Consider the following 22,122-nt stretch of genomic DNA (forward strand, 5'->3'; position numbering starts at 1 on the left):
GCTACTTCAGGCGCCGCGACGCACGCGGCCCATAGTCATGTCAGCCATAGAAATTCGTAACGTCAAGAAGCGCTACAAGGACTTGCAGGCGCTCAAGGGCGTCAGCCTCACGGTCGAAGAAGGCGAGTTCTTCGGACTGCTCGGTCCGAACGGCGCGGGCAAGACGACGCTCATCAGCATACTCGCGGGTCTCGCGCGCGCCGACGAGGGCAGCATCGCGGTGCGCGGTCACGACGTCGTCGACGATTTCCGCAACGCGCGCCGCGCGCTCGGCGTGGTGCCGCAAGAACTCGTGTTCGATCCGTTCTTCACGGTTCGCGAAACCTTGCGCATCCAGTCCGGCTACTACGGGCTGCGCAACAACGACGCGTGGATCGACGAGATCATGGCCAATCTCGATCTCACCGAAAAAGCCGATGCCAATATGCGCGCGCTGTCGGGTGGCATGAAACGCCGCGTGCTGGTCGCGCAGGCGCTCGTGCACCGTCCGCCGGTGATCGTGCTCGACGAGCCGACCGCGGGCGTCGACGTCGAATTGCGCCAGACGCTGTGGAAGTTCATCTCGCGCCTGAATCGCGAAGGCCACACGATCGTGCTGACCACGCACTACCTGGAAGAAGCGGAATCGCTGTGCGACCGCATCGCGATGCTGCGCCGTGGCGAGGTGGTTGCGCTCGATCGCACCAGCACGCTGCTGCAGCGCTTCGCCGGCATGCAGCTGTTCGTGCGCTTCGCGCAGGGCGTACTGCCCGCCGAGCTCCGGCCACTCGAAGCGGAAAGCGGCGCGGGCAACGGTAACGGCCGCCAGCATCTGCTGCGTCTGACGAGCTACGACGACGTCGAGCGCATCCTCGCGCAATGCCGCGCGGCCGGTTGTACATTCGAAGAAATCGAGGTCCGCAAGGCCGACCTCGAAGACGTATTCGTTCAGGTGATGAACGGTCCGGAAGTGATCGAGGGGCTCGCATGAGCGGCTACAGTGGTTTCAGCACGCTGTTTTATAAAGAACTGCTGCGTTTCTGGAAGGTGTCGTTCCAGACCGTGCTCGCGCCGGTCATCACCGCGCTGCTTTACCTGACCATCTTCGGCCACGCGCTGCGCGGCCACGTGCAGGTCTATCCGGGCGTCGAATACACGAGCTTCCTGATTCCGGGCCTCGTGATGATGAGCGTGCTGCAGAACGCGTTCGCGAATAGCTCTTCGTCGCTGATTCAATCGAAGATCACCGGCAACCTCGTGTTCGTGCTGCTGCCGCCGCTGTCGCACTACGAGATGTTCGCGGCCTACGTGCTCGCGGCCGTGGCGCGCGGGCTGTGTGTCGGCTTCGGCGTGTTCATCGTGACGATCTGGTTCGTGCCGCTCGCCTTCACCGCGCCGCTCTACATCATCTTGTTCGCGATGTTCGGTGCGGCGATCCTCGGCACGCTCGGTCTGATCGCCGGCATCTGGGCCGAGAAATTCGACCAGCTCGCCGCGTTCCAGAACTTCCTGATCATGCCGCTCACGTTCCTGTCGGGCGTGTTCTACTCGACGCATACGCTGCCGCCCGTGTGGCGCGAAGTATCGCGGGTCAATCCGTTTTTCTACATGATCGACGGCTTTCGCTATGGCTTTTTCGGCGTGTCGGATATCGACCCGCTCGTGAGCCTCGCGATCGTCGCCGGTTTCTTCGTGGTGCTGGCCGCCGTGGCGATGCGCATGCTCGCCACCGGCTACAAGCTGCGCCACTGACGAGGAGCTTCTCTGATGTTGCCGACTCCCGAACAGGTCAAACAGTACATAGCGGCTGGACTCGCGTGCGAGCATCTCGAAGTCGAAGGCGACGGTCAGCATTTCTTTGCGACGATCGTCTCGCCGAACTTCGAAGGCAAGCGCCTGATCCAGCGTCACCAACTCGTGTATGCGGCGCTCGGCGACCGCATGCGCGAAGAAATCCACGCGCTCAGCATGAAGACGCTGACGCCCGCCGAATGGCAGAACGCGTAATCTGGAAATTTAGTGCGAATTACTCAGGAAGGGCGCGACACCGCTAGCGGCGCGCCGAACACAGACAAAGCAGGTCCGGGCGCGAACCGGGCCGATCAGGAACCGACAGGCATGGATAAACTCATCATTGAAGGTGGCTACCCGCTCTCCGGTGAAGTTGTCGTCTCGGGTGCGAAGAACGCGGCATTGCCGATCCTGTGCGCAGGTCTGCTGAGCGCCGATCCGGTGCATCTGGAGAACGTGCCGGATCTGCAGGACGTGCGCACGATGCTCAAGCTGCTCGGTCAGATGGGCGTGCGTATCGAGGCAGGCGAAGGGCGCGTCGCGCTCGACGCGTCGAAGGTCGACAACCTCGTCGCGCCGTACGAGATGGTGAAGACCATGCGCGCATCGATTCTCGTGCTCGGTCCGCTGGTCGCGCGCTTCGGTCATGCGCGCGTGTCGCTGCCGGGCGGCTGCGCGATCGGCGCGCGTCCGGTCGACCAGCACATCAAGGGTCTGCAGGCGATGGGCGCCGAGATCACGATCGAGCACGGCTTCATCGAAGCGCGCGCGAAGCGTCTGAAGGGCGCGCGCATCGTCACCGACATGATCACCGTGACCGGCACCGAGAACCTGCTGATGGCGGCGGTGCTCGCCGAAGGCGAGACGGTCATCGAGAACGCCGCGCGCGAACCCGAAGTGGTCGACCTCGCGCATCTGCTCGTCGCGATGGGCGCGCAGATCGACGGCATCGGCACCGATCGCCTCGTGATCCATGGCGTCGACAAGCTGCACGGCGCGAAGCACACGGTGATTCCTGACCGCATCGAAGCGGGCACCTTCCTGTGCGCGGTCGCGGCGGCCGGCGGCGACGTCACGCTGCGCAAGATGCGTCCGCTGCTGCTCGAAGCCGTCACCGAAAAGCTGCGCGAAGCGGGCGTCACGGTCGAGGAAGGCGCCGACTGGATGCGCGTGCGCATGGACAAGCGCCCGAGCGCGGTCACGTTCCGCACCTCCGAATACCCGGCGTTCCCGACCGACATGCAGGCACAGTTCATGGCGCTCAACACGATCGCGGACGGTACGTCGCAGGTCGTCGAGACGATCTTCGAAAACCGCTTCATGCACGTGCAGGAGCTGAACCGTCTCGGCGCGAGCATCACGATCGACGGCAACACCGCGCTCGTCTCGGGCGTCGAGAAACTGTCCGGCGCCAAGGTGATGGCCACCGATCTGCGCGCGTCCGCGAGTCTCGTGATCGCCGCGCTGCGCGCCGAAGGCGAGACGCTGATCGACCGCATCTATCACCTCGATCGCGGCTATGACCGCATGGAAGCGAAGCTCAACGCGATCGGCGCGAAGGTGCGCCGCGTTTCCGGGAGCGAGGCATGAGTTCGATGCCGCAAACGTCGTCGTCGCCGGCGGTGAGCGCGCCGCTCACGCTCGCGTTGTCGAAAGGGCGTATCTTCGAGGAAACGCTGCCGCTGCTCGCGGCGGCCGGCATCGAAGTCGCGGAAGACCCTGAAACGTCGCGCAAGCTGATCCTGCCGACCACCGACCCGAACCTGCGCGTGATCATCGTGCGGGCGACCGACGTGCCGACCTATGTCGAGTACGGCGCGGCCGACTTCGGCGTGGCCGGCAAGGACGTGCTGCTCGAGCATGGCGGTAGCGGCCTGTATCAGCCGGTGGATCTGGACATCGCGCGTTGCCGGATGTCGGTCGCGGTCGCGGCGGGTTTCGATTATGCGAACGCGGTGCGCCAGGGTGCGCGTCTGCGGGTCGCGACCAAGTATGTTGAAACGGCACGTGAGCATTTCGCCGCCAAGGGCGTTCACGTCGATCTGATCAAGCTGTACGGGTCGATGGAACTCGCACCGCTGGTCGGCCTGGCCGATGCGATCGTCGACCTGGTGAGCTCGGGCAATACGCTGCGTGCGAACAATCTTGTCGAGGTGGAGGAGATCATGCAGATTTCGTCGCGCCTCGTCGTGAACCAGGCAGCGCTGAAGCTCAAACGCGCCGCGTTGCGGCCGATTCTCGACGCGTTCGCCAACGCGTCGTCGCCAGCCGGTGCCCCGGCGGCCTGACTGACGATGGCGATGTGACGTCGCTCTGATAGCGCGCCTTACCGAAACGGATACCTGTATGTCTACCAAGATTCGCAAACTCGATTCCACCGCTCGCGACTTTCACAAGTCGCTGCATGCGGTGCTCGCGTTCGAGGCGAGCGAAGACGAAGCCATCGAGCGCGCGGTCGCGCAGATTCTGAACGACGTGAAGGTACGCGGCGACGAGGCGGTGCTCGAGTACACGAAGCGCTTCGATCGCATCGATGCGAAAAGCGTGGCCGCGCTCGAGCTGCCGATGTCGGAGCTCGAAGCGGCGCTCGAAAGTCTCGAGCCGAAGCGGCGCGCTTCGCTCGAAGCGGCGGCGGCGCGCGTGCGCGGCTATCACGAGAAGCAGAAGATCGAGTGCGGCAGCCATAGCTGGCAATACACCGAAGCCGACGGCACGGTGCTCGGTCAGAAGGTCACGCCGCTCGATCGCGCAGGGATCTACGTGCCGGGCGGCAAGGCCGCGTATCCGTCGTCAGTGCTGATGAATGCGATCCCGGCGCGGGTGGCCGGCGTACGTGAAATCGTGATGGTCGTGCCGACGCCGGACGGTGTGAAGAATCCGCTCGTGCTCGCGGCGGCTCTGCTGGGCGGTGTCGATCGCGTGTTCACGATCGGCGGCGCGCAAGCGGTGGGCGCGCTCGCGTACGGCACGCAGACCGTGCCCGCGGTCGACAAGATCTGCGGCCCCGGCAATGCGTACGTCGCGTCGGCGAAGCGTCGCGTGTTCGGCACGGTCGGCATCGACATGATCGCCGGGCCGTCGGAAATCCTCGTGCTGTGCGATGGCACGACCGATCCGCGCTGGGTCGCGATGGACCTGTTCTCGCAGGCCGAGCACGACGAGCTCGCGCAGTCGATCCTGCTGTGCCCGGACGACGCGTTCATCGCGCGCGTGCAGGAAGCGATCGACGAACTGCTGCCCACGATGCCGCGCCAGGACGTGATTCGTACGTCGCTCGAAAACCGCGGTGCGCTGATCAAGGTGCGCGACATGGCGGAAGCCTGCGCGATCGCCAACGACATCGCGCCGGAGCACCTCGAAATTTCGGCGCTGGAGCCGCATCAGTGGGCGCAGCAGATCCGTCATGCGGGCGCGATCTTCCTCGGCCGCTACACGAGCGAAAGCCTCGGCGACTACTGCGCGGGCCCGAACCACGTGCTGCCGACGTCGCGTACCGCACGGTTTTCGTCGCCGCTCGGCGTCTATGATTTCTTCAAGCGTTCGAGCCTGATCGAGGTCAGCGCGGAAGGTGCGCAGACGCTCGGCGAGATCGCTGCTGAACTCGCATATGGCGAAGGTCTGCAAGCGCATGCACGCAGCGCCGAATACCGGATGCGGCAGAACAACGAACGCGGCTGAGGCAGACTGCCGATCACGCGGGCGCGCGGCGGAACTCAAGCGGGCATGAGCGGGAGCAGGAGAAGCGGCGAGGGCGGAACCCGCCGCATCAACCTCCATATTTTCCTGCTGCCACCCGCGCGAGCGACGGATCGAGCCCACCCGGCCCGTTCAATAACGACCACAGAGACCAACCCGAGCGCCCTGCGCCGACGACGCCGATCCGGCGTTTTTCGCACGGCTGTGCCCCGAAGCTATGACGACACCTCAAGACATCATCCGCAGCGACGTGCTCGCAATGACGAGCTATCCGGTTCCGGACGCCACCGGCTTCATCAAGCTCGACGCGATGGAAAACCCGTTTCCGCTGCCGCCGGAACTCGCCGCGCATCTTGGCGAACGTCTCGCCGGCGTCGCGCTGAACCGTTATCCGGCGCCGCGCCCCGAGCAGTTGATCGAGCGCATCCGTCACGTGATGGGCGTGCCGGCGGGGTGCGACGTGCTGCTCGGCAATGGCTCGGATGAAATCATCAGCATCATGTCGGTCGCGTGCGCGAAGCCGGGCGCGAAGGTGCTCGCGCCGGTGCCGGGCTTCGTCATGTATCAGATGTCGGCGAAGCTGGCGCATCTCGAATTCGTCGGCGTGCCGCTCAAAGCCGACTTCACGCTCGACACCGACGCGATGCTCGCGGCGATCGCCGAGCATGAACCGGCGATCATCTATCTCGCGTATCCGAACAACCCAACCGGCACGCTGTTCGATGACGCCGAAATCGAGCGCATCATCGCCGCGGCGGGCAAGAGCCTCGTCGTGATCGACGAGGCGTATCAGCCGTTCGCGCAGAAGAGCTGGCTGCCGCGCGCCGACCAGTTCGACAACGTCGTCGTGATGCGCACGGTGTCGAAGCTGGGCCTCGCCGGCATCCGCCTCGGTTACCTGGTCGGCAAGCCCGCGTGGCTGACCGAGTTCGACAAGGTGCGTCCGCCGTACAACACCAACGTGTTGACCCAGGCCGCCGCCGATTTCCTGCTCGACCATATCGGCGTGCTCGACGCGCAAGCCGCGCAATTACGCGACGAACGCGAGAAACTCGCGCAGGCGGTGGCCGCGCTGCCGGGCGCCGAAGTGTTCGCTAGCGCGGGCAATTTCCTGCTGGTGCGGGTGCCCGATGCGTCGGTGATGTTCGAAACCCTGCTAACGGCGCGGATTCTGATCAAAAACGTGAGTAAAATGCATCCATTGCTCGCCAATTGCGTGCGTTTGACCGTCGGTTCGCCGAACGAGAACGCCCAGTTGCTCGCCGGCCTTAAACTCGTGTTGCGGTAACCCGCCGCATTGAACGGCTGCCCTGCGCAGCCAGCCAGTTTGCCCACCCCACATTACTAGCGCTTTTAAGCCAGATTCGAGGAATTGCCATGCGCCTTGCGGAAGTCGTTCGCAACACCAGCGAAACGCAGATCCGTGTGAAGATCAACCTGGACGGCACCGGCCAGCAGAAACTGGCCACCGGTGTGCCGTTCCTGGACCACATGCTCGACCAGATCGCCCGCCACGGGCTGTTCGACCTCGAGATCGAAGCGCATGGCGACCTGCACATCGACGATCACCACACGGTCGAAGACACCGGCATCACGCTCGGCCAGGCCGTCGCGAAGGCGATCGGCGATCGCAAGGGCATCCGCCGCTACGGTCATTCGTACGTGCCGCTCGACGAAGCGCTGTCGCGCGTCGTGATCGATTTTTCCGGCCGTCCGGGCCTCGAATTCCACGTGCCGTTCACGCGCGCGCGCATCGGCACGTTCGACGTCGACCTGTCGATCGAATTCTTCCGCGGCTTCGTGAACCATGCCGGCGTGACGCTGCACATCGACAACCTGCGCGGCATCAACGCTCACCACCAGCTCGAAACGGTGTTCAAGGCGTTCGGGCGCGCGCTGCGCATGGCCGTCGAGCTCGATGAGCGCGCGGCCGGACAGATTCCGTCGACCAAGGGCAGCCTCTGACCTAACGGCCATAGCAGGCTTTAATACGGGTTTCACCGCCTCCAACGTCTTCAGGCCACTCACCTTCAAGCGATTCATCGGGCAGCACCGCATTTGCCGGCACGTCGTTCGACGCCGCGCGGCGACATCGATGGATCGAGGGCAGAGCGGCCAAACTTGAAATGAAAACTTCGATAGCGATTGTGGATTACGGAATGGGCAACCTGCGCTCGGTTGCCCAGGCACTGCGCAAAGCGGCTCCGGAAGCGGACGTGGCGATCGTCGATCGTCCGGAAGCGATCCGCGCGGCCGACCGCGTGGTGCTGCCGGGCCAGGGTGCGATGCCCGACTGCATGCGCAGTCTTGGCGCGTCCGGATTGCAGGAAGCGGTCGTCGAGGCGTCGCGCAGCAAGCCGCTGATGGGCGTGTGCGTCGGCGAGCAGATGCTGTTCGACTGGAGCGCCGAGGGCGACACGCCAGGTCTTGGTCTGTTGCCCGGCAAGGTGGTGCGCTTCGAGCTCGAAGGCCAGGTGCAGGACGACGGCTCGCGCTTCAAGGTCCCGCAGATGGGCTGGAACCGCGTGCGTCAGGCGCAGCCGCATCCGCTGTGGGATGGCGTCGCCGACAACGCATTCTTCTACTTCGTGCATAGCTACTACGTGGTGCCGGACAACCCGGCGCATACGGCGGGCGAGACGGTCTACGGCGTGCCCTTTACCTCGGCGGTAGCGCGGGATAACATCTTCGCCACCCAGTTCCACCCTGAAAAGAGTGCCGAGGCGGGTTTGCGCGTTTACCGCAACTTCGTGCACTGGAACCCGTGAACGCCTTTCATCCCGTTGCCGCGCGTGCGTCGCGCGGTGCCGCGGTCCCGCATCCGACCGGCGCTCCACTGGAGCGCCGAACGAGTTGTACTAAACTAGCGAGACGGTATTGCGGCGGGCTCACTCGCCAGCCGCTGCCGCCGACCTTCAATCCACTCCCAGATAACACCCGATTGCTATGCTGCTGATTCCCGCCATCGACCTGAAAGACGGTCAGTGTGTACGCCTCAAACAAGGCGATATGGACCAGGCGACGATTTTCTCCGAGGAACCGGCGGCAATGGCCCGACATTGGGTCGACCGCGGCGCGCGTCGTCTGCATCTCGTCGATCTGAATGGCGCGTTCGCCGGCAAGCCGAGGAACGGCGACGCGATCCGGGCGATCCTCGATGAAGTGGGCGGTGAAATCCCGGTTCAGCTCGGCGGTGGCATTCGCGACCTGAACACGATCGAGCGCTATCTGGACGACGGTTTGTCGTACGTGATCATCGGCACGGCGGCGGTGAAGAACCCCGGTTTCCTGCAGGACGCGTGCACCGCGTTCGGCGGCCACATCATCGTCGGTCTCGACGCGAAAGACGGCAAGGTCGCGACCGACGGCTGGAGCAAGCTGACCGGTCATGAAGTGGCCGACCTCGCGCGCAAGTTCGAGGACTACGGCTGCGAGTCGATCATCTACACCGACATCGGCCGCGACGGCATGCTGCAGGGTATCAACATCGAAGCGACGGTGCGCCTCGCGCGCGCGGTCAAGATTCCGGTGATCGCGAGCGGCGGACTGTCGAACCTCGCGGACATCGAATCGCTGTGCGAAGTCGAAGGCGAGGGCATCGAAGGCGTGATCTGCGGTCGCGCGATCTATTCGGGCGACCTCGACTTCGCGGCCGCGCAGACGCTCGCGGACAAGCTGCGCGAAGCGGACGACGCTTAAGGCGCGGCATCGGCTGCGCTTGCTGGGAGGATGCGTTGCGCGCCGGCGTGGCGCTCACCTCGGCTTGCGACATTCGCTCGACCGAGGCTGGCCGGTAGCGCGCGTCGCACGATCACGCAACCGGAACCTCGTCAGCTTGCGGCCAGTACACCACTCGCGGCGCGATGCAACCGCTCGCGCCGGCACCGTGCCGCTTGCCTGCAAGCGAGCGGCCTCATCAGCGGCATTGGCAGAATTGCACGATCATGGCTCTAGCTAAACGCATCATCCCCTGTCTCGACGTCACCGCGGGCCGCGTGGTCAAGGGCGTCAACTTCGTCGAACTGCGCGACGCGGGCGACCCGGTCGAAATCGCGCGCCGCTACGACGATCAGGGCGCCGACGAACTGACGTTCCTCGACATCACCGCGACCTCGGATCAGCGCGACCTGATCCTGCCGATCATCGAGGCGGTCGCCTCGCAGGTGTTCATTCCGCTGACGGTCGGCGGCGGCGTGCGCGCGGTCGAAGACGTGCGGCGCCTGCTGAACGCGGGCGCCGACAAGATCAGCATGAACTCGTCGGCGGTCGCCAATCCGCAGCTCGTGAAGGATGCGACCGACAAATACGGCTCGCAATGCATCGTCGTCGCGATCGACGCGAAGCGCGTGTCGGCCGACGGCGAGACGCCGCGCTGGGAGGTGTTCACGCACGGCGGCCGCAAAGCCACCGGCCTCGATGCGGTCGAATGGGCGCGCAAGATGGCCGAGCTCGGCGCCGGCGAAATCCTGCTCACCAGCATGGATCGCGACGGCACCAAGAGCGGCTTCGATCTCGCGCTGACGCGCGCAGTGTCGGACGCGGTGCCGGTGTCGGTGATCGCCTCGGGCGGCGTCGGCAATCTGCAGCATCTCGCCGACGGTATCAAGAGCGGTCACGCCGACGCGGTGCTCGCCGCGAGCATCTTCCACTATGGCGAACACACGGTCGGCGAAGCCAAGCGCTTCATGGCCGATCAGGGTATTTCGGTGAGGTTGTGACGTGACGAATCCCTCGGCAGTGAACTGGCTAGACAAGGTCAAATGGGACGCGAACGGCCTCGTGCCGGTGATCGCGCAGGAAGCGTCGACGAACGACGTGCTGATGTTCGCGTGGATGAACCGCGAGGCCTTGGCGAAGACCGTCGAGACCGGCCGCGCGGTGTATTTCTCGCGCTCGCGCCAGCGCCTGTGGTTCAAGGGCGAGGAATCGGGCCACGTGCAGCACGTGCATGAAATGCGACTCGATTGCGACGAAGACGTCGTGCTGCTGAAAGTCGAGCAGGTGTCGGGCATCGCCTGCCACACCGGCCGCCACTCGTGCTTTTTCCAGAAATTCGAAGGCTCGGTGGACGACGGCGACTGGCAGGCCGTCGATCCCGTGCTGAAAGACCCCGAACACATCTACAAATGACGCAATCCACGCAAAACCCGTCGTCCATCGAGGCTTCCACGCTCGATACGCTGTTGCGCCTCGCGGCGGTGATCGATAGCCGCAAGGGCGGCGATCCGGACCTCTCGTACGTATCGCGCCTGTTCCACAAGGGCGACGACGCGGTCCTGAAGAAGATCGGCGAAGAAGCCACCGAAGTCGTGCTGGCCGCCAAGGACGTGCGCCAGGGCGGCGCGCCGAAGGCGCTGGTCGGCGAGGTCGCGGACCTGTGGTTCCACTGCCTCGTGATGCTGTCCCATTTCGATCTGAGCCCCGCTGAAGTGATCGCCGAACTCGAGCGTCGCGAAGGCCTGTCGGGCATCGAGGAAAAGGCGCTGCGCAAGAGCCGCGAGCGCGAGGAAAACGGCGACTGAGCAGCTGGAGCGGAAACCCGGCGTTTCCGCTTGAAGTCGCGCGCGTCGGCACCTAAATAGCGGTAACCTCACCTTCGGGAGGACGCAAGCATGGAACAGCCGCAAGGAAGCTATCCGCCGCCGGTCTACCGCCACGCGATGGAGCCTGAACGCGAGCGCAGCCTGCGCACGCTCACGCACGTGCTGTACGCGCTGTATGCGGTTCACTGGCTGACCGGCGGGCTCACCATTCTGGTCGCGATCATCATCAACTACATCAAGCGGGCGGACGTGGCCGGCACGCCGTACGAAGCGCACTTCGAATGGCAGATCCGCACGTTCTGGCTGGGCCTCGTCGGGTACGCGATCGGCGCGTTGCTGTTGCTCGTCGTGATCGGCATTCCGGTGCTGTGGGCCGTCAGCATATGGATGTTGTACCGTATTATCAAAGGCTGGCTGTATCTGTACGATAACAAGCCGTTCGCGAATCCGGCCAGTTGGGTCTGAACGCCAGCCGGTCCGGATGGGCGGGCCGGCTTTCGGGTCGAACTTCGGCGCATGCGGATTCGCTCGCCTAAGTCATACCGCGTCAGGAATACGATGAGTCACGATCCGAACTGTCTTTTCTGCAAGATCGCCGCTGGCGAAATCCCGTCGACCAGGGTCCACGAAGACGACGAGTTCGTCGCCTTCCGTGACATCCGTCCGGCGGCCGAAACGCATGTGCTGGTGATTCCCCGCAAGCACATTGCAACGCTGTCGAACTGCACCGAAAGCGACGCGCCTCTGCTTGGTAGAATGCTTGTCCTTGCCGCGCGCCTGGCCGAGCAATTGGGAGTCGCGTACAGCGGCGGACAAACGGGCTTTCGGACGGTAATCAATACCGGTCCGGGCGGCGGTCAGGAGGTGTATCACCTGCACGCGCACATTCTCGCGGGACCGCGCCCCTGGCAACGCATGGGTTGAGCGCGGGTTCGCGTGTCATGCGCGCTGCGTGGCTCGTGCACACCGCCGCGAGTTTTGGTCGAGGACAATAGCTCCGCCGTTGTTTTTTACCGCTGTGTAATAACGTCGACGCGATCGTCTGTCCACAATGGCAGCCGTGCAGACGACGGTCGCGACGCAAGCGAGGCGGGGCGAGCTGCGGTAACGTAGAGAGATATGGAGACGAAGCGCACGCGCTTCAGGTTATGCAAAATTGCCGCATCGAGATGCGGCGTCGGGGTTAAGGAGAGTAGTCATGGGTTCGTTGAGTATTTGGCATTGGTTGATCGTTCTGTTGATCGTCGCACTCGTGTTCGGCACGAAGAAGTTGCGCAACATCGGCACCGATCTGGGCGGCGCGGTGAAGGGCTTCAAGGAAGGCATGAAGGAAGCCGATTCGCCGTCGGCCGACGCGCAACAGCAGCGCGAGCTGCCGCGCAACGGCGCAGTGGACGTCGAAGCGAAAGAAAAGTCGCCGCAATCGGGCGACTACCGCTAAGCCGCGGCCCTCGAGCCGTTCCCGCGTTTCTGACGGACATTCCACTTCATGCTGGACCTCGGTCTAACCAAGATGGCGCTGATCGGCGTCGTCGCGCTGGTCGTCCTCGGGCCTGAGCGCCTGCCGCGTGTCGCCCGCACGGCCGGCGCGCTGTTCGGCCGTGCCCAGCGGTACATCAACGACGTGAAGGCCGAAGTCACGCGCGAAATCGAGCTCGACGAATTGCGGCGCATGAAGACCGAGTTCGAGAAGGCCGCGAGCAATGTGGAAACGGCGGTTCAGGACAATCTGCGCAAGCACGAGAATGAACTGAACGAAGCATGGAATGGCGGTACGTCGGTGTCGCCGAGCATCGCCGGCGGGGCGCTCGAAGACGCCGCCGGCGGGGCCAGCGGCAACACCGGCGCCACCTCCTGGCCGATCACGACGCCGGCCACCACGCCCAAACGCAAGAACTGGCGCGTCCAGCAGAGCGCCATGCCCACGTGGTACAAGCGAGCGAACCTGCGCCGCACGCGTGTGCAGTCGGGCGCCGCGCGCGTTGCGCGGCACACACCTGTCAACCTGCGTCGTCCGACGCGGTTTTTCTGATGTTCAGATCGACAATCTCTAACCGAGGGCCGGTGTGAGCGACCCCCAGCAATCCCAGAACGAAGGCGCTGAAGAGACCTTCATTTCCCACCTCGTCGAACTGCGTGACCGCATCATCCGTGCGGGGCTTGCCGTCATCGTCGTGTTCATCGGGCTCGTGTACTGGGCGCCGGACATCTTCAGACTGCTCGCGCGTCCGCTGATGATGAATCTGCCGAAGGACGGCAAGATGATCGTCACCGACGTCACCGGCTCGTTCTTCGTGCCGATGAAGGTGACGATGCTGGTCGCCTTCGTGATCGCGCTGCCGGTCGTGCTGTACCAGATCTGGGCGTTCGTCGCGCCGGGGCTCTATCAGCACGAGAAGAAGCTGGTCGCGCCGCTCGTCGCGAGCAGCTACACGCTGTTCCTGTGCGGCATGGCGTTCGCGTACTTCGTCGTGTTTCCGACCATCTTCCGCGTGATGGCGCACTACAACGCGCCGCTCGGCGCGGAGATGACAACCGATATCGACAATTACCTGAGCTTCGTGCTGACGATGTTCATCGCGTTCGGCGTCACGTTCGAGGTGCCGATCATCGTCGTGCTGCTGGTGCGGATGAACGTGGTGACGCTGAAGAAGCTGAAGGAGATCCGGCCGTATGTGATCGTCGGCGCGTTCGTGGTGTCGGCTGTCGTGACGCCGCCGGACGTGTTTTCGCAGCTGATCCTCGCGGTTCCGCTGATTCTGCTGTACGAAGCAGGCATCGTCGCGGCGCGGTTGATCGTCGGCAAGCAACCGGTGGTCGTCGAGGATGCGAGTCCGCCGTCGAGTTGAGGTGTCGCGAGTCGATGTCGTCGATCAAATGAAAAGGGCAGTCCATCGCGGACTGCCCTTTTTTCGTTGCGTGGCGTGCTGCGTGGCGTCGCCGCCTTGGCCTCAACCGCCTTCGTCATCCGGCTGATCGCCGCCGTTTTCGTCTTGCGCCTGTTTCGGCGGCGGCGGGCGTTTGCCGATCATCACGTCGAGATCGATCTGATGACCCTTGCGCACCAGATGCACTTTCGCCGCCGTGCCCGGCTTGATCTGCGCGATCACGTTCAACAGGCGTGTGGTATCGGTGATCTCCTGGCCGTTCACGCTCGTCAGGATGTCGCCGGGCTTGATGCCCGCGCGGTCGGCCGGACCGCTCTTCAGCACGCCCGCGACGATTGCGCCTGACTTCTGATCGAGCCCGAACGACTCCGCGATTTCCGGCGTCACGTCCTGCGGTTCGACGCCGATCCAGCCGCGCGTGACCGTGCCGGTCGTGATGATGCTCTCGAGCACGCTGCGCGCGGTCGACACCGGAATCGCAAAACCGATGCCGAGCGAGCCGCCCGAGCGGGAGTAGATCGCGGTGTTGATGCCGAGCAGATTGCCGTTCACGTCGACGAGCGCACCGCCCGAGTTACCGGGATTGATCGGCGCGTCGGTCTGGATGAAGTTTTCGAACGTATTGATGCCGAGATGGTTGCGGCCCAGCGCGCTGACGATGCCCATCGTCACGGTTTGTCCGACGCCGAACGGATTGCCGATCGCGAGCACGACGTCGCCGACGCGAATCTGGTCCATCCGGCCGAGCGTGATGGTGGGCAGATTGGTCATGTTGACCTTGAGCACGGCCAGATCGGTTTCGGGGTCGATGCCGATGACCTTTGCGCTGGCGGTGCGGCCGTCGGCAAGCGCGACTTCGATCTGATCGGCGCCGTCGACGACATGCTGGTTCGTTAGAATGTAACCTTCCGAACTCACTATCACGCCTGAGCCGAGATTCGAGGCAGGCTGCTCCTGCTGCTTGCGATTGTTCCTGTCGCCGAAGAAGTAACGGAACAGCGGATCTTTGGCGCGCGGGTCGGGAGGCAGTGAGCCATCCTTGCTGGAGAACACGTTGACGACCGCGGGCATGGCCTTTTGCGCGGCGTCGGCGTATGACGTTTCGGCATGGCCATGGCTGATGCCCGGCGCCACTTCCCGCAGCGCGACGATCGGTTCGGCGAGTTGTCTGCCGAATTGCCCTTGACGCTGCAGCCACTGCGGTTTGAGGGTCGCAATGATGAACATCAGCGCCAACAGCACCGTCACCGCTTGGGCAAATAACAGCCAGAAGCGTCTAAGCATCTGAAGACTAGAGGTCTATATGGATCGGATAGAACTTGAATTGTACTTGAACAATCTCCTTGAAACCGCGCGCTTCAAGGACTATTGCCCGAACGGTTTGCAGGTCGAAGGACGCCGCCGGATCAACAAACTCGCGACCGGCGTGACCGCGTCGGTGGCCTTTCTGGAGGCCGCGCTCGACTGGGGCGCGGACGCCGTGCTGGTCCATCACGGCTACTTCTGGCGCAACGAGGCACCGCAGATCACCGGCCGCAAACATGCGCGTTTGAAGCTGCTGCTCGCCAACGACCTGAACCTGTTCGCCTACCATCTGCCGCTCGACGATCACCCCGAGTTCGGCAACAACGCGCAGATCGGCGAGAAGATGGGCTGGATCAGCGACGCGCGTTTCGGCGACAACGATCTCGGCTGGCTCGCCACGTTGCCGATGCCGATCACGCTGTCGCACCTGACCGCGGAAATCGAGCAGACGCTGGGCCACACGCCGCTCGTATTCGGCGATCCGGATATGGAGCTGCGCCGCATCGGCTGGTGCACGGGCGCCGCGCAAGGCATGTTCGACGCGGCGATCGACGCGGGCGTCGACGTCTACGTGACCGGCGAGGTATCGGAGTCGGTGATGCATACGGCGGCGGAAAGCGGCGTCGCGTTTCTGGCTGCCGGCCACCACGCGACCGAACGCTTCGGCGTGCAGGCGGTGGGCAAGCATCTGTCCGAATCGTTCGATATCGAACACCTCTTTATCGATATCCCCAATCCGGTTTGAATTGCGAATTGCATTACCAAAAGAAAGGGCATGAATACCGCAGAAGGCACTTAAAAGGAGGTGCGAAAAAGTTTGCAATCGGTACGGACAAACCCTGAGTTATCAAGGGCTTCGCACGGTTTTTGGCAATCGGCCCTTGTAAATGGCGACTCCATTCGAGCAAACTAGCGGCGGTAGAAGCGACGTGAAGGAAAAATCCAACTCAGAAGTGGGGCGTGTGATGCGAGACAAAGAAGAGGAACGCGTCGATGGCAGCCGCCGTAACTGGCTGGTAGCGACGACCGTAGCAGGCGGCATAGGAGGAGTAGCCGTTGTCGTACCCTTTGTTAGTTCGTTTGCACCATCCGAAAAGGCCAAGGCAGCAGGTGCCCCGGTCGAAGTCGATATCAGTAGTCTGAAGCCCGGCGACATGATGACGGTCGCCTGGCGTGGCAAGCCGGTGTGGATCATCAACCGCACGGACCGCATGCTCGCCGATGTTCAAAAAGCCGATAACCAGGTCGCGGATCCCCACTCGCTGAATCCGTTCTCGATGCCGCTGCCGGACTACTGCAACAACGAATTCCGTTCACGCGCCGAGAACAAGCATCTGCTGGTTGCCGTCGCCGTTTGCACGCATCTGGGCTGCACGCCGACGCCGCGCTTCCAGGAAGGCCCGCAGGCCAACCTCCCCGACGACTGGCCAGGCGGCTTCCTGTGCCCGTGTCACGGCTCGACCTACGACATGGCCGGCCGCGTCTTCAAGAACAAACCCGCTCCGCAGAACCTCGACATCCCGCGCTTCATGTTCACCTCGGCGACGGCCCTTGTGATCGGGAAGGACGAAAAAGGAGAAGCGTAATGGCGAGCGAACACGAAGTAGAGACGACTGGGCTGGCTGGTTGGATCGACCAGCGCTTCCCGATGACGGCCACGTGGAAGAAACACGTTTCCGAGTACTACGCGCCGAAGAACTTCAACTTCTGGTACTTCTTCGGTTCGCTTGCGTTGCTGGTGCTGGTCAACCAGATCGTCACCGGCATTTTCCTGACGATGAACTACAAGCCCGACGCGACGCTCGCGTTCTCGTCGGTCGAGTACATCATGCGCGAGGTGCCGTGGGGTTGGCTGATCCGCTACATGCACTCCACAGGCGCGTCGATGTTCTTCGTCGTCGTGTATCTGCACATGTTCCGCGGGCTCATGTACGGCTCGTACCGTAAGCCGCGCGAACTCGTGTGGATTTTCGGCTGCCTGATCTTCCTGTGCCTGATGGCCGAGGCGTTTTTCGGCTACCTGCTGCCGTGGGGCCAGATGTCGTTCTGGGGCGCACAGGTGATCGTGAACCTGTTCTCGGCGATCCCGTTCATCGGGCCGGATCTGTCGCTGTGGATTCGCGGCGACTACGTGGTCTCCGACGTCACGCTGAACCGCTTCTTCGCGTTTCACGTGATCGCGATTCCGCTGGTGCTGGTCGGTCTCGTGATCGCGCACCTGGTCGCGCTGCACGAAGTCGGCTCGAACAACCCGGACGGCATCGAGATCAAGGCGAAGAAAGGTCCGGATGGCGTGCCGCTCGACGGCATTCCGTTCCACCCGTACTACTCGGTGCACGACTTCATGGGCGTGGCGATCTTCCTGCTGATCTTCGCGGCGATCATCTTCTTCGCGCCGGAAATGGGCGGGTACTTCCTCGAAGCGAACAACTTCGTTCCCGCGAACCCGCTGCAGACGCCGCCTGAAATTGCGCCGGTCTGGTACTTCACCGCTTTTTATGCGATGCTGCGCGCCACTACCGATCCATTCAAGATCGTGCTGATGATCGTCATCGCGCTGCTTGGGTTGCTCGCGCTGGTGCGGGCCCGCGGCAAGTGGAAGCTCGGTTTGCCGGTGCTCGCGGTGCTGGTGATCGTCGCGATGGCGTTCACCGAATCGAAGTTCTGGGGCGTCGTGGTGATGGGCACCGCGGTGATTTCGCTGTTCTTCCTGCCGTGGCTGGACCGCTCGCCCGTCAGGTCGATCCGCTACCGGCCGTTCCTCCACAAGGTATTTTTCGGGATCTTCGTGATCGCGTTCCTGACCCTCGGCTTCCTCGGCACTCGACCGCCATCACCGGCCTCGACGCTGATCGCCCAGATCTGCGCGCTGATCTACTTCGCGTTTTTCCTCGGCATGCCCTTCTGGACGCGGCTTGGCAAGTTCAAGCAACCGCCGGAACGGGTGCGGTTCAAGCCTCACTAATCGCGAGCCAGGAGAACAGAAGATGAAAAAACTGCTTTCGATGTGCGCGCTGGTCGGCGCAACCGTGCTTGCGCTGTTAGCCGCCCCGGTCCACGCGGACGAGAATTTCCCGCTCGACCGCGCGCCGGACAACACGAACAATTTCGCTTCTTTGCAGCGCGGCGCGCAATTGTTTGTAAACTACTGCCTGAATTGCCACAGCGCGAACCTGATGCGCTACAACCGCCTGACCGATCTCGGCATCACGCCGACCGAAATTCAGGCGAACCTGCTGTTCACCACCGACAAGGTCGGCAACACGATGACCGTGGCGATGCGCCCGGATGACGCGAAAGCGTGGTTCGGCGCGACGCCGCCGGATCTGTCGGTGGAGGCGCGGGCGCGCGGCACGGACTGGCTGTACACGTATCTGCGCAGTTTTTACCGCGACGATACGCGGCCGACCGGCTGGAACAATCTGGTGTACGAAAACGTGAGCATGCCTCACGTGCTGTGGCAGCTTCAGGGGCAGCGGGCGGCGAAATTCGGGGATGAAACCGACGAAAAAACCGGCGAAACGGTACACAAATTCCTCGGCTTCCAGCAACTGACTCCGGGGACGGTGTCGCCGGTAGATTATGATTCTGCTGTGGCCGACCTCGTGTCGTACCTGTCATGGATGTCCGAACCGACGCAGCAAACCCGCAAGCAACTTGGCGTGTGGGTGCTGTTGTTCCTCGGTATCCTGAGCTTTTTCGCCTGGCGACTGAACGCCGCGTACTGGAAACATATCAAATAATCACGCCGCTACACGGCGTGGGGCCGGCGCCAGGAAAGACCTGCTGAACGGTTTTTCCGCGTGCTGGCCCTTCAGCTTTTTGAGGAAACGTAAACATGATGGTTCTGTATTCCGGCACTACTTGCCCGTTCTCCCAGCGTTGCCGGCTGGTGTTGTTCGAAAAGGGCATGGACTTCGAGATCCGCGACGTCGACCTGTTCAACAAGCCGGAAGACATCGCCGTGATGAATCCGTATGGTCAGGTGCCGATTCTCGTCGAACGGGACCTGATTCTGTACGAATCGAACATCATCAACGAGTACATCGACGAGCGCTTCCCGCACCCGCAGCTGATGCCGGCCGATCCGGTGCAGCGCGCGCGGGCCCGCCTGTTCCTGCTCAACTTCGAGAAAGAGCTGTTCGTCCACGTCGGCACGCTCGAAAACGAGAAGGGCAAGGCTGCTGAGAAGAATCACGAGAAGGCGCGCCTCGCGATCCGCGATCGCCTGACGCAGCTCGCGCCGATCTTCCTGAAGAACAAGTACATGCTTGGCGAAGAGTTCTCGATGCTCGACGTCGCGATCGCACCGCTCTTGTGGCGCCTCGACCATTACGGTATCGAGCTGTCGAAGAACGCCGCGCCGCTGATGAAGTACGCCGAGCGCATTTTCAGCCGCCCGGCCTATATCGAAGCGCTGACGCCGTCGGAAAAGGTGATGCGTCGTTGAGTTTGGCTTTGGCGCGCGGGCGCCGCATCGTTTTGATGCGCGCCCGCGCCCGCAAGAGGACTGTTGATGCAAGAGATTTCCACGAAGCCTTATCTGCTGCGCGCGCTCTACGAGTGGTGCACGGATAACGGCTACACACCGCACATCGCGGTCCGCGTCGACAATCAGACGCGCGTGCCGCGTCAGTTCGTGCGCGACAACGAGATCGTGTTGAACATCAGCTTCGAGGCGACCAGCCAGCTGCAGATGGGCAACGAGTGGATCGAGTTCAACGCGCGGTTTTCCGGCAAGTCGCACAAGATCGAAGTGCCGGTCGCCAATATTCTCGCGATCTACGCGCGCGAAAACGGCCAGGGCATGGCGTTCCCGGTCGAATCGGCGGGCGGTGAGGCGCAGGATTCGGGCGCGGATGCCGCGGACGAAACCGACACGCCTACGGCCCCGCACGCTGTCGAGACCGCGCCGGCCGACCCGGCCCTGTCCACCGAGGCTGACGCCGACGACAAACCGCAGCCCGACGACGATGGCTCGAAAGGCGGCGGAAGGGCTCGCCTTAAGATCGTGAAATGAAGTAGAATCACGGCCTCATGCCGGCTTAGCTCATCAGGTAGAGCGCTTGACTTGTAATCATGAGGTGGCGGGTTCGAGTCCTGCAGCCGGCACCAGATTGCGTTATCAGCAGTAACTGGTAATGCTGGAAAACCCCGTCGAAGCACACGTTTCGGCGGGGTTTTTCTTTTCTTGGCGTACGAACCGCCGAGCTAGATCGATTTGACCTCGCCGCCGTCCATCCGCAACGTCGAGCCGGTCATCCAACGTGCCGCGGGCGACACGACGAAAGCCATCAGCTCCGCGATCTCCTCGGCCGTGCCATAGCGCGAGATGCCTGCTTCGGCGGGAAACTTCGCGGTCGCCTCTTCGACGCTCATGCCATGCAACGGCGCCCAATGCTCGAGGTACGAGTGGCGTCGGCCGGTCATCACCGCTCCGGGCAGCACGCTATTGACCTGTACGCCATCCGCGATGCCGCGATCCGAAAAGGCCTTGGCGAGCGCTACGATCGCCGCGTTGATCGTGCCGACCGCCGCATATGGCGCTTTCGGGAACAGCGCCGAGTTGCCGGACATCAGCACGACCGACCCCGCGCTTGCCTTCAACGCGGGCCACGCCGCCACCGTTAGCCGGCGCGCGCCGTGCAGCTTCAGCGCCAGTCCTTGATCCCATTGCTGATCGGTCATTTCGAGGATGTCGATCTGCGGCACCGCGCCGGCGATGTTGAGCAACGCGTCGATTTTCCCGAACGCCGCCAGAGTGCGCACGACGACTTGCCCAGCAGCATCGGGCTCCGACAGATCGACATCGACGACGAGCGCTTTCGCGCCGGCCTGCTCGACGTGAGACGCCGTCTCGTCGAGATTGGGCCGATTGCGCGCGACCAGCACGATCGAATCAAAATCCCGCGCCAATCTGATGGCGGTGGCGCGTCCGATGCCTTGGCTCGCGCCGGTCACGATAGCAACTCTGCTCGACATTTCGCTTCTCCTGAAGGATAGGGGGCTGGGCTGGCAACGGCCGTGGGTATCACCAGGCGTTCCCGGAATCAACGGCCAAGAAACTCGCGGATCGCCGCGGCGATCTCGTCCGCATGCGTTTCAAGCGCGAAGTGGCCCGTATCGAGAAACTGCACCTGCGCATCAGGCAGATCACGCCTGAACGCCTCGGCGCCAGCCGGCAGAAAGAACGGATCGTTCTTCCCCCACACGGCCAGCAGCGGCGGTCGATGGGTGCGGAAATACTCCTGAAACGCCGGGTAGAGCTCGACGTTGTGGCGATAGTCGCGGAACAGATCGAGCTGGACCTCGTCGGCGCCAGGGCGGCGCAGGTAGAAGTCGTCGAGCGAGTAGCCGTCCGGCGATACCGATGCCGTATCCGGCACGCCATGCGTGTACTGCCACACGGTTGTCTGATAGGCGAGCAGTGCGCGCAACGCTTCGCGATTGGCCGGCGACGCGTCCCGCCAGTAGGCGCGAATCGGGTTCCAGCCGTCGCTGAGCCCTTCTTCGTAGGCGTTGCCGTTCTGCGAGACGATCGCTGTGATCCGCTCGGGATGCTCGAGCGCCAGCCGGAAGCCAGTCGGCGCGCCGTAGTCGAAAACATAGACGGCAAAGTGCTCAAACCCGATCACCTCCGTAAATCGGCCGATCACTGCCGCCAGGTTGGCGAACGTGTAGGCAAAGCTCTCGCGCGCGGGCATGTCGGACTGTCCGAAGCCGGGCAGATCCGGCGCGACGATGTGAAAACGGTCGGCGAGCCGCGGGATCAGCTCGCGAAACATATGGCTGGAACTTGGAAAACCGTGCAGCAGCAGGAGCTTCGGGGCGTCCTCGCGGCCGGCGTGACGATAGAACACCTTGAAACCGTCGACGTCGGCATGGCGATAGATGATGGGGTGCATGATGACTCTCCGTGC

General features: G+C 63.2%; 27 protein-coding genes and 1 tRNA gene. 25 read left to right on the plus strand and 3 right to left on the minus strand.

The window, feature by feature from the left end; all coding sequences use genetic code 11:
- The first annotated feature begins 37 nt into the window (after positions 1 to 37).
- From EVC45_RS16205 to tatC, 18 genes are all read left to right on the plus strand, one after another.
- Entirely contained in the window at positions 38 to 970 is a 933-nt protein-coding gene (locus EVC45_RS16205; protein ID WP_090802100.1) for an ABC transporter ATP-binding protein, read from the plus strand.
- On the plus strand, positions 967 to 1,731 hold the full coding sequence (locus tag EVC45_RS16210; RefSeq protein ID WP_129958959.1) for an ABC transporter permease: 765 nt from the start codon (positions 967 to 969) through the stop codon (positions 1,729 to 1,731). The genes EVC45_RS16205 and EVC45_RS16210 overlap by 4 nt, the downstream gene beginning before the upstream one ends.
- A gap of 15 nt (positions 1,732 to 1,746) precedes the next feature.
- The gene (locus EVC45_RS16215; RefSeq protein WP_008918725.1) at positions 1,747 to 1,986 is read left to right on the plus strand and encodes a BolA family protein; all 240 of its coding nucleotides are present in this window, start codon (positions 1,747 to 1,749) and stop codon (positions 1,984 to 1,986) included.
- A gap of 111 nt (positions 1,987 to 2,097) precedes the next feature.
- Positions 2,098 to 3,360: a UDP-N-acetylglucosamine 1-carboxyvinyltransferase gene (gene murA / locus EVC45_RS16220; RefSeq protein ID WP_129958960.1), complete on the plus strand. Its 1,263-nt coding sequence runs from the start codon at positions 2,098 to 2,100 to the stop codon at positions 3,358 to 3,360.
- Entirely contained in the window at positions 3,357 to 4,058 is a 702-nt protein-coding gene (hisG, locus tag EVC45_RS16225) for an ATP phosphoribosyltransferase (RefSeq protein WP_129958961.1), read from the plus strand. The genes murA and hisG overlap by 4 nt, the downstream gene beginning before the upstream one ends.
- A 58-nt stretch (positions 4,059 to 4,116) precedes the next feature.
- Complete coding sequence (gene hisD, locus EVC45_RS16230; RefSeq protein ID WP_129958962.1) at positions 4,117 to 5,448, plus strand: histidinol dehydrogenase; 1,332 nt, start codon at positions 4,117 to 4,119, stop codon at positions 5,446 to 5,448.
- Positions 5,449 to 5,683: 235 nt separating this feature from the next.
- Entirely contained in the window at positions 5,684 to 6,754 is a 1,071-nt protein-coding gene (gene hisC, locus EVC45_RS16235) for a histidinol-phosphate transaminase (protein ID WP_129958963.1), read from the plus strand.
- Between the two features lie 89 nt (positions 6,755 to 6,843).
- Positions 6,844 to 7,431 carry an imidazoleglycerol-phosphate dehydratase HisB gene (gene hisB / locus EVC45_RS16240; RefSeq protein ID WP_013090696.1) on the plus strand — a complete coding sequence of 196 codons (588 nt, stop codon included), beginning with the start codon at positions 6,844 to 6,846 and terminating at the stop codon, positions 7,429 to 7,431.
- 161 nt (positions 7,432 to 7,592) lie between these two features.
- Positions 7,593 to 8,234, plus strand: a complete 642-nt coding sequence (gene hisH / locus EVC45_RS16245; protein ID WP_129958964.1) for an imidazole glycerol phosphate synthase subunit HisH — start codon at positions 7,593 to 7,595, stop codon at positions 8,232 to 8,234.
- 178 nt (positions 8,235 to 8,412) lie between these two features.
- A complete protein-coding gene (gene hisA, locus EVC45_RS16250) occupies positions 8,413 to 9,165 on the plus strand; it encodes a 1-(5-phosphoribosyl)-5-[(5-phosphoribosylamino)methylideneamino]imidazole-4-carboxamide isomerase (protein WP_129958965.1) in 753 nt (250 codons plus the stop codon).
- A 245-nt stretch (positions 9,166 to 9,410) separates the two neighbouring features.
- Positions 9,411 to 10,184 carry an imidazole glycerol phosphate synthase subunit HisF gene (gene hisF / locus EVC45_RS16255; RefSeq protein WP_062128440.1) on the plus strand — a complete coding sequence of 258 codons (774 nt, stop codon included), beginning with the start codon at positions 9,411 to 9,413 and terminating at the stop codon, positions 10,182 to 10,184.
- Between the two features lies 1 nt (position 10,185).
- Positions 10,186 to 10,596 (plus strand): phosphoribosyl-AMP cyclohydrolase, encoded by a 411-nt coding sequence (gene hisI / locus EVC45_RS16260; RefSeq protein WP_129958966.1) that lies wholly within the window; start codon positions 10,186 to 10,188, stop codon positions 10,594 to 10,596.
- Positions 10,593 to 10,988, plus strand: coding sequence for a phosphoribosyl-ATP diphosphatase (locus EVC45_RS16265; RefSeq protein ID WP_129958967.1), 396 nt, complete (start codon positions 10,593 to 10,595; stop codon positions 10,986 to 10,988). Before hisI ends, EVC45_RS16265 begins: the two co-directional genes overlap by 4 nt.
- 90 nt (positions 10,989 to 11,078) lie before the next feature.
- Positions 11,079 to 11,474: a hypothetical protein gene (locus EVC45_RS16270; protein WP_129958968.1), complete on the plus strand. Its 396-nt coding sequence runs from the start codon at positions 11,079 to 11,081 to the stop codon at positions 11,472 to 11,474.
- Positions 11,475 to 11,567: 93 nt separating this feature from the next.
- Positions 11,568 to 11,933: a histidine triad nucleotide-binding protein gene (locus EVC45_RS16275; RefSeq protein WP_129958969.1), complete on the plus strand. Its 366-nt coding sequence runs from the start codon at positions 11,568 to 11,570 to the stop codon at positions 11,931 to 11,933.
- 274 nt (positions 11,934 to 12,207) lie between these two features.
- Entirely contained in the window at positions 12,208 to 12,450 is a 243-nt protein-coding gene (gene tatA / locus EVC45_RS16280; RefSeq protein WP_129958970.1) for a Sec-independent protein translocase subunit TatA, read from the plus strand.
- A 48-nt stretch (positions 12,451 to 12,498) separates the two neighbouring features.
- A complete protein-coding gene (gene tatB / locus EVC45_RS16285; protein ID WP_129958971.1) occupies positions 12,499 to 13,041 on the plus strand; it encodes a Sec-independent protein translocase protein TatB in 543 nt (180 codons plus the stop codon).
- Positions 13,042 to 13,075: 34 nt separating this feature from the next.
- Complete coding sequence (tatC, locus tag EVC45_RS16290; RefSeq protein WP_129958972.1) at positions 13,076 to 13,858, plus strand: twin-arginine translocase subunit TatC; 783 nt, start codon at positions 13,076 to 13,078, stop codon at positions 13,856 to 13,858.
- A 102-nt stretch (positions 13,859 to 13,960) separates the two neighbouring features.
- On the opposite strand, the gene EVC45_RS16295 is transcribed toward tatC, so the two are convergent.
- The gene (locus EVC45_RS16295; protein ID WP_129958973.1) at positions 13,961 to 15,181 is read right to left on the minus strand and encodes a Do family serine endopeptidase; all 1,221 of its coding nucleotides are present in this window, start codon (positions 15,179 to 15,181) and stop codon (positions 13,961 to 13,963) included.
- A 19-nt stretch (positions 15,182 to 15,200) separates the two neighbouring features.
- On the opposite strand from EVC45_RS16295, the gene EVC45_RS16300 reads away from it, so the two are divergent.
- The 7 genes from EVC45_RS16300 to EVC45_RS16330 all read left to right on the plus strand — a co-directional run bounded on the left by EVC45_RS16300 (position 15,201) and on the right by EVC45_RS16330 (position 20,317).
- On the plus strand, positions 15,201 to 15,947 hold the full coding sequence (locus EVC45_RS16300; protein ID WP_129958974.1) for a Nif3-like dinuclear metal center hexameric protein: 747 nt from the start codon (positions 15,201 to 15,203) through the stop codon (positions 15,945 to 15,947).
- Between the two features lie 220 nt (positions 15,948 to 16,167).
- Positions 16,168 to 16,788, plus strand: coding sequence for a ubiquinol-cytochrome c reductase iron-sulfur subunit (gene petA / locus EVC45_RS16305; protein WP_129959034.1), 621 nt, complete (start codon positions 16,168 to 16,170; stop codon positions 16,786 to 16,788).
- The gene (locus tag EVC45_RS16310) at positions 16,788 to 18,167 is read left to right on the plus strand and encodes a cytochrome bc complex cytochrome b subunit (RefSeq protein WP_129958975.1); all 1,380 of its coding nucleotides are present in this window, start codon (positions 16,788 to 16,790) and stop codon (positions 18,165 to 18,167) included. The genes petA and EVC45_RS16310 overlap by 1 nt, the downstream gene beginning before the upstream one ends.
- A gap of 22 nt (positions 18,168 to 18,189) precedes the next feature.
- Positions 18,190 to 18,945, plus strand: coding sequence for a cytochrome c1 (locus tag EVC45_RS16315; protein ID WP_129958976.1), 756 nt, complete (start codon positions 18,190 to 18,192; stop codon positions 18,943 to 18,945).
- A 95-nt stretch (positions 18,946 to 19,040) separates the two neighbouring features.
- Positions 19,041 to 19,652: a glutathione S-transferase N-terminal domain-containing protein gene (locus EVC45_RS16320; protein WP_006052302.1), complete on the plus strand. Its 612-nt coding sequence runs from the start codon at positions 19,041 to 19,043 to the stop codon at positions 19,650 to 19,652.
- Between the two features lie 66 nt (positions 19,653 to 19,718).
- Positions 19,719 to 20,222 (plus strand): ClpXP protease specificity-enhancing factor, encoded by a 504-nt coding sequence (locus EVC45_RS16325; RefSeq protein ID WP_129958977.1) that lies wholly within the window; start codon positions 19,719 to 19,721, stop codon positions 20,220 to 20,222.
- Between the two features lie 19 nt (positions 20,223 to 20,241).
- Positions 20,242 to 20,317 (plus strand) — tRNA-Thr (locus EVC45_RS16330).
- A gap of 96 nt (positions 20,318 to 20,413) precedes the next feature.
- On the opposite strand, the gene EVC45_RS16335 is transcribed toward EVC45_RS16330, so the two are convergent.
- Complete coding sequence (locus tag EVC45_RS16335; RefSeq protein ID WP_129958978.1) at positions 20,414 to 21,184, minus strand: SDR family oxidoreductase; 771 nt, start codon at positions 21,182 to 21,184, stop codon at positions 20,414 to 20,416.
- 68 nt (positions 21,185 to 21,252) lie between these two features.
- Positions 21,253 to 22,107, minus strand: coding sequence for an alpha/beta fold hydrolase (locus EVC45_RS16340; RefSeq protein WP_129958979.1), 855 nt, complete (start codon positions 22,105 to 22,107; stop codon positions 21,253 to 21,255).
- Between the last annotated feature and the right edge of the window lie 15 nt (positions 22,108 to 22,122).

The organism is Paraburkholderia sp. UYCP14C, from assembly GCF_004197395.1.
In the GTDB taxonomy this organism is placed as follows: Bacteria; Pseudomonadota; Gammaproteobacteria; order Burkholderiales; family Burkholderiaceae; genus Paraburkholderia.